The sequence below is a fragment of the Nostocoides australiense Ben110 genome, assembly GCF_001050535.1.
Lineage (GTDB): Bacteria > Actinomycetota > Actinomycetes > Actinomycetales > Dermatophilaceae > Nostocoides_A > Nostocoides_A australiense.
In genome coordinates, this window is sequence record NZ_HG764815.1 from 2,863,280 (window position 1) to 2,868,577 (window position 5,298).

Genomic DNA, 5,298 nt, shown 5'->3' on the forward strand with positions numbered 1-5,298 from the left:
CTCCAGGGCGCGCAGCACCTCGGTGTCGGTGGGCCGGTCCTCCGGATAGGGCGAGAGGGCGGCCTCGAGCAGCGGCACGAGATCGGGGTCGACACCGGCGAGATCGGCCTCGCCGCGCACGACCCGCGACAGGATCGTCTCCATCGAGCCGCGGCCGAACGGCGGGCGGCCCTGGGCGGCGAAGCCCAAGGTGGCCGCCCAGCCCCACCAGTCGGTGGAGTCGGTGACGGCGGCGCCCTCGACGATCTCGGGTGACAGGTAGCCGGGGGTGCCCATGACCAGGCCCGTGCGGGTCAGACGGACGTCGTCGGCGACGTGGGCGATGCCGAAGTCGATGAGGATCGGCTCGCCGTCGAGAAGCAGGATGTTGCCGGGTTTGACGTCGCGGTGGATGACGCCGGCCTCGTGGATGGCGTGCAGGGCGCCGGCCAGGCCGCGGCCGACCTGCAACAGGGCCGCCCCGCGAAGGGGGCCGGCGTCGTCGACGACCTCGTCCAGGCCCGGCCCGGAGGGTGTCGACCTCCCGGGCCAGCCGCGTGCGTGCCGCCGGGTCCGCCGCGACGTGCGCACGCAGCACCTTGATGGCCACCGCGCGCCCGGCCCGGTCGAGCGCGAGGTGCACCACGCCCATACCGCCCTCGCCGAGCTGTTGCAGCAGCCGATAAGGCCCGATCCGCGTGAACTCGGGCAGCTCCCCCGCCGGCTGCTCACTCATACGGACAGGTTAAAGGACGGACCTGGCGCCCGCGGTCAGCGTCCCCGAGGTCGAGTCAGGACTGGATGTAGCCGATGAGCTGCTCGCGCTCGGCCTGCAGGTTGCTGATCCGGTTTTTGACGACGTCGCCGATGCTGACGATGGCGGCGAGCCGGCCGTCGACCAGGATCGGGACGTGCCGGATGCGGTGCTCGGTCATCGTCGACTCGAGCTCGTCCAGGTCGGAGTCGGGGCCGGCGGTGCGCACATCGGAGGTCATGATCGCCGAGACGGGACCGGAGAGGATGTCGGCGCCGGCGGAGTGCAGGTGGCGCACGACGTCACGCTCGGAGACGATGCCGTGGACGGCAGACCCGTCGGCGCTGACGACGACCGCGCCGATCCGGTGCTCGGCCAGGAGCGCCAAGAGGTCCCCGACGCTCGCATCGGGTGCGATGGTGATGACGCCGTCGCCCTTGCCACGAACCACTTCAGAGATCTTCATGGCAGGACCGTAGTCGGTCCGGCCCCTCCCCGCTAGATGACTGATTCCCGGGGGTCAGTGGTCGTAGGCGGTCAGGGACCGTAGGACGGGTGCGCCGGCGCGGTCGTTGTGCCAGATGACAGCGGTCAGGCCAGGATGCGTTGGGTGATCCGGGTCGCGACGCCGGCGGGGGTCTTGCCGTGGTGGTCTTCGAGGTCGAGTTGGCCTTTGAAGGTGTCGAAGACCGACTCCACGATCTGCCGCAGCGGTTTGAAGAACTCGCCGCCCGGCCTGGGCTTCTCGCCCTTGCGGGCTTTGCGCAGCAGTCCGAACCGATTCTCATCGAGTTCGGCCTCGAAGGTCTTGCCGTAGTAGTTCTTGTCGGCCAGGAGCAGGTGGATCGCGTCGTGCTGGTGCTGGTGGAGTCCTTCGGTGCTCTCCAACAACGCCGTCAGAACCTGGCGTTCGTCGGCCTTGGCGCCGGTCAGGGCCCAGGCGATCGGGAGCCCGTGCACGGTGCAGACCAGGTGCAGACGCAGTCCCCAGAAGTACCGGGAATGCGAGGCGCAGTAGCCGTACTCGGCCCATCCGGCCAGGTCGGATCGCTTGACGGTCTCACGCGAACGGGCGCACTCGACCGGCGTGGAGTCGACCACCCAGACGTCGTCGGTAGCAACGCTGGTCTGGCGTGCGAGTTGGCCGATGAGCCACGCCATCGTATGCCCGAGCTTGCGCAGCCGCTTGTTGTACCCCGGCTGCAGCGGCAGGCCGGGGAAGAGCGGGCGCAGGTAGCGGTGGGCGTAGCGCAGCCAGTGCCGCTCGCTCGGGTAGCCCAGCAGCGCCTGCATCACCGCCAGCGTCAGCAACTCCGCGTCACTGGTCCGTGGCGCGAACACCCCTTGAGACGTGCCGGGACACGCTCGGGCTGAGCCCGGAGCAGGTCGTCGGTCATCACATAGAGTGCGGTCACGAGGGTGTCCAGCTCGGCGTCCACCAGGCCTCCAGAGCTTGTGTTGGTTTCGCAACACCGACTCTGAGGCACCCTCGCCTCATTTCACACGCGCCACACCAGTCACATCACCGGGAATCAGTCATCTAGGCAGCTCGAGGCGCAGGGGTACACGGCTCACTCAGCGAGGCGTCCGACCGGCTCGCGGGCCGATGCACCATGCGTGAACCCTCGGACCGTGAGCCATCGCCGAATTTCGGGATATAACAGAGCTTCGCTCGCGGGAATACTCCATGACGCGAATTTCGCCGCTTGTAAAGCGTTTCCCTGATGGCCTACCCGCCTCCAAGGTTGTCGTCGCGACAGTCCTCGATTTGCGTGCCCTCTTCGCAGGCAGAACTCCCGCGCGAAACATTCAAAAGTGAAAAAATGATCCAGGATGCCACCAGAAGTGCGGCCAACGTGGATCCAATTAGAACCCTGGTTCGAACTCTCCTGATTGGAACAAAGCTCAATTTGTCCGCTCCGGACTACTAGTAGTGGTCGTACAGGCCCGCGTAGTCGCTACGCCCAAGCGAAGCGTCAGCTAAGGAACAAGAAGTAGCGGCAGAACTCATAGTCTCAGTTGGGTAGCTGCTCTCCAAAGTGGTTCAGCCCGAAGGCATGGCCGAACTCATGTGTGGCGACACCTTCGATGGAGTACCGACCACTGCAGCCGCTCGGGATCGAACCGATAAAATAGAGGCCGGTGGTACTCTTAAATCGAATGTCGGCGTTATTAATGGGATTGTCACCGGGTAGCGAAAGATACCATGTGCATGTCCGGGCGATCGCGGGAGCGTCTAAAGGCCCAAAGTCGATGACGTCGTCATCGTCGTCGCTGCTGCAACCAGAGGCTGTGATGTTCGCGGTTCTGCTCGTCGTCCCTGGCGAGGTCAAACTTATGTTCCAAGCATTCTGAGCCAGGCCGCACTCGTTGTAACCACGATCAATTCTTGACCCGCCATCCGCGATATCAGTCCATGAGGTTGACGCTTTTAGATAATTCGGAGTTGTCCAAACAGCGCGATAGTACTCCATGCCCCCATTGCGATTCCCGGACCAGTTGTATTGAATAACCGAGCAGGACCGGGCTGAATGCAGCGGCGCTGCCGGTGAGTTGATCGGTGAAGGAGGCGTAGAGATCCCGATGACGTTGTCGTCCAATCGAGCTGGACCTTGCCACGCATACACCTTCCCCGCGATGTGGGCGACGGTCACCTCGTCATGAACGAGTAATTGGCCGGTACTCGATAGCGAGCTGGCGGTAACGGCGTACCCGTTCTTTGGGATGGACGTCTTTGTACCGAGAACCAGGAGGATCCGTCCGGATAAGTCGCAGCCGACGGTCCGCCCAACTACGTCTGAGGCCTCAAGTGGTGTCGCGCCGCGGTCACATGGAGCCGGAGGTGTGGCTGCGCTAGGTAACGAATTGAAGGCAACGCAAGCCCCAGCGAACGTCCCGGTTAGCGCCAGCTTGGCCATACGTCTAAGGAACCCCACGTCGATCCCCTATGTGATCTGCGTCACTCAGGATGGTGACATCCAGGGCGAGCATCCGTCAAGACCTCAGTCGAGTCCCCTTGCTACGACTTGCGGCCGGACCCTGGGACCCCGTCGGGACCGAACGTCATGACCCGCATTTGCTGCGCACCTCGAAACCGCCCTGCGATGACTGCCGGGCGTTCCCCCGCTTTCCCAAACGGCGCCAGGGCGTCACTTCCGCCCCTAGCTAGGCAGACACCCCAATGTCGGCGATGTCAGGCGGGGGCGCGGCCGGTGGAGCCGCGGACGACGAGTTCGGGCTCGAAGACCATGTGGGGCCGGGCGTGGCGGCCCGCGGAGTTGACGCCGTCGAGGAGGGCGAACACGATCGCGTCCGACATCTTGGCCACCGCCTGCCGGATCGTCGTGAGCGGCGGGTCGGTGAAGGCCATCAGGGGCGAGTCGTCGTAGCCGACGATCGACAGGTCACGCGGCACCTGCAGACCGAGCCGGCGGGCCTGCCGCATACCGCCGAGGGCCATGATGTCCGAGCCGTAGACGATCGCCGTCGCGCCCCGCTCGATCAGGGCCGAGGTGGTCAGGGCACCACCTTCGACGGTGAACAGCCCGTAGGCGACCAGGTCCGCGGCGCCGGGCCCCATCAGCCGCGTGAACGCCGCCACCTTGTCCTGCACCGGCACGTACTGCCGCTGGCCCACGGCCAGGCCGATGCGTTCGTGGCCGAGCTCGCGCAGGTGGGTGATCGACTCCTCCATCGCGACCTGGTCGTCGGTGGAGATGAAGGCGGCGTCGACGCCCTCGCGATAACCGTTGACCAGCACCAGCGGCACGCCATGGTTCAGCAGCGAGACATACCGTTCCACGCTCTCGAGCGTGTCCGCGTGCTGGCCGGAGACGCAGATGATGCCGGCGACGCCCCGGTCGAGGAGCATCTGCACATAGACGTCCTCGTGCACCCCGCCCGGGGTCTGCGTGCACAGCACCGGGGTGAACCCCCGCACCGCCAGCCCCGACTCGATGGTCTGGGCGAACGCGGGGAAGATCGGATTCGTCAGCTCGGGCGTGATCAGCCCGACGAGCGCCCCGGCGCGCGGGCGCAGGCGCTCCGGCACCTCATACCCGAGCACGTCGATGGCGGTGAGCACGGCGGCGCGGGTCGTTTCGGAGACACCCGGCCGGTCGTTGAGGACCCGGCTCACCGTCGACTCGCTGACCTCCGCCTGGCGGGCGATCTGCGCCAGGCGCAGCTTCACTCCGCGCGGGGGGACCATGTCCACACTCCCACGTGCGGTCCGCCGGCGGACAGGACGATCTCGTCGCCGTCGACGGCGAGCCCCGGACCGTATGCCGCGCACCCGCACTCGATGCCGTCCAGCGCCGCCGCGGGGAGCCGCACGGGGTCATGGGCGAGCCGGGCCAGGTGCACCAGGGCCGTCTGCTGCGGGTGTTCGCGCAGGTAGACCAGAACGTCGTCGTCGGCGTACACCCACCGCAGCCCGCCGGCGTGCAGGGCCGGGGAGGCGCGCCGCATCGCGATCAGGTCGCGATAGACGGTATGCAGTCGCTTGTCCCACAGCGGCGGCTCGCCTGCGGGGGTGGTGGCGGGCGGCGCACCGCCGGGAGTGG

The 5,298-nt window shown here is 66.6% G+C and carries 5 protein-coding genes and 1 pseudogene; all 6 read right to left on the reverse strand.

All coding sequences use genetic code 11. The features are described from left to right. Positions 1-570, reverse strand: a 570-nt coding sequence (locus tag BN11_RS13775) for a serine/threonine-protein kinase (protein WP_235435478.1), incomplete at its 3' end; no start/stop codon positions are given. Between the two features lie 200 nt (positions 571-770). Then, positions 771-1,199 (reverse strand): CBS domain-containing protein, encoded by a 429-nt coding sequence (locus BN11_RS13780; RefSeq protein WP_048698557.1) that lies wholly within the window; start codon positions 1,197-1,199, stop codon positions 771-773. 54 nt (positions 1,200-1,253) lie between these two features. Next, positions 1,254-2,172 (reverse strand): annotated as a pseudogene (locus tag BN11_RS13785) (IS982 family transposase). A 576-nt stretch (positions 2,173-2,748) separates the two neighbouring features. Beyond that, positions 2,749-3,207, reverse strand: a complete 459-nt coding sequence (locus BN11_RS22810) for a zinc metalloprotease (RefSeq protein ID WP_157044160.1) — start codon at positions 3,205-3,207, stop codon at positions 2,749-2,751. Positions 3,208-3,926: 719 nt separating this feature from the next. After that, positions 3,927-4,943, reverse strand: a complete 1,017-nt coding sequence (locus BN11_RS13790; RefSeq protein ID WP_048698559.1) for a LacI family DNA-binding transcriptional regulator — start codon at positions 4,941-4,943, stop codon at positions 3,927-3,929. Beyond that, on the reverse strand, positions 4,922-5,298 hold a 377-nt coding region (locus BN11_RS13795), incomplete at its 5' end, for a DUF3459 domain-containing protein (RefSeq protein WP_048698561.1). The genes BN11_RS13790 and BN11_RS13795, both read right to left, overlap by 22 nt.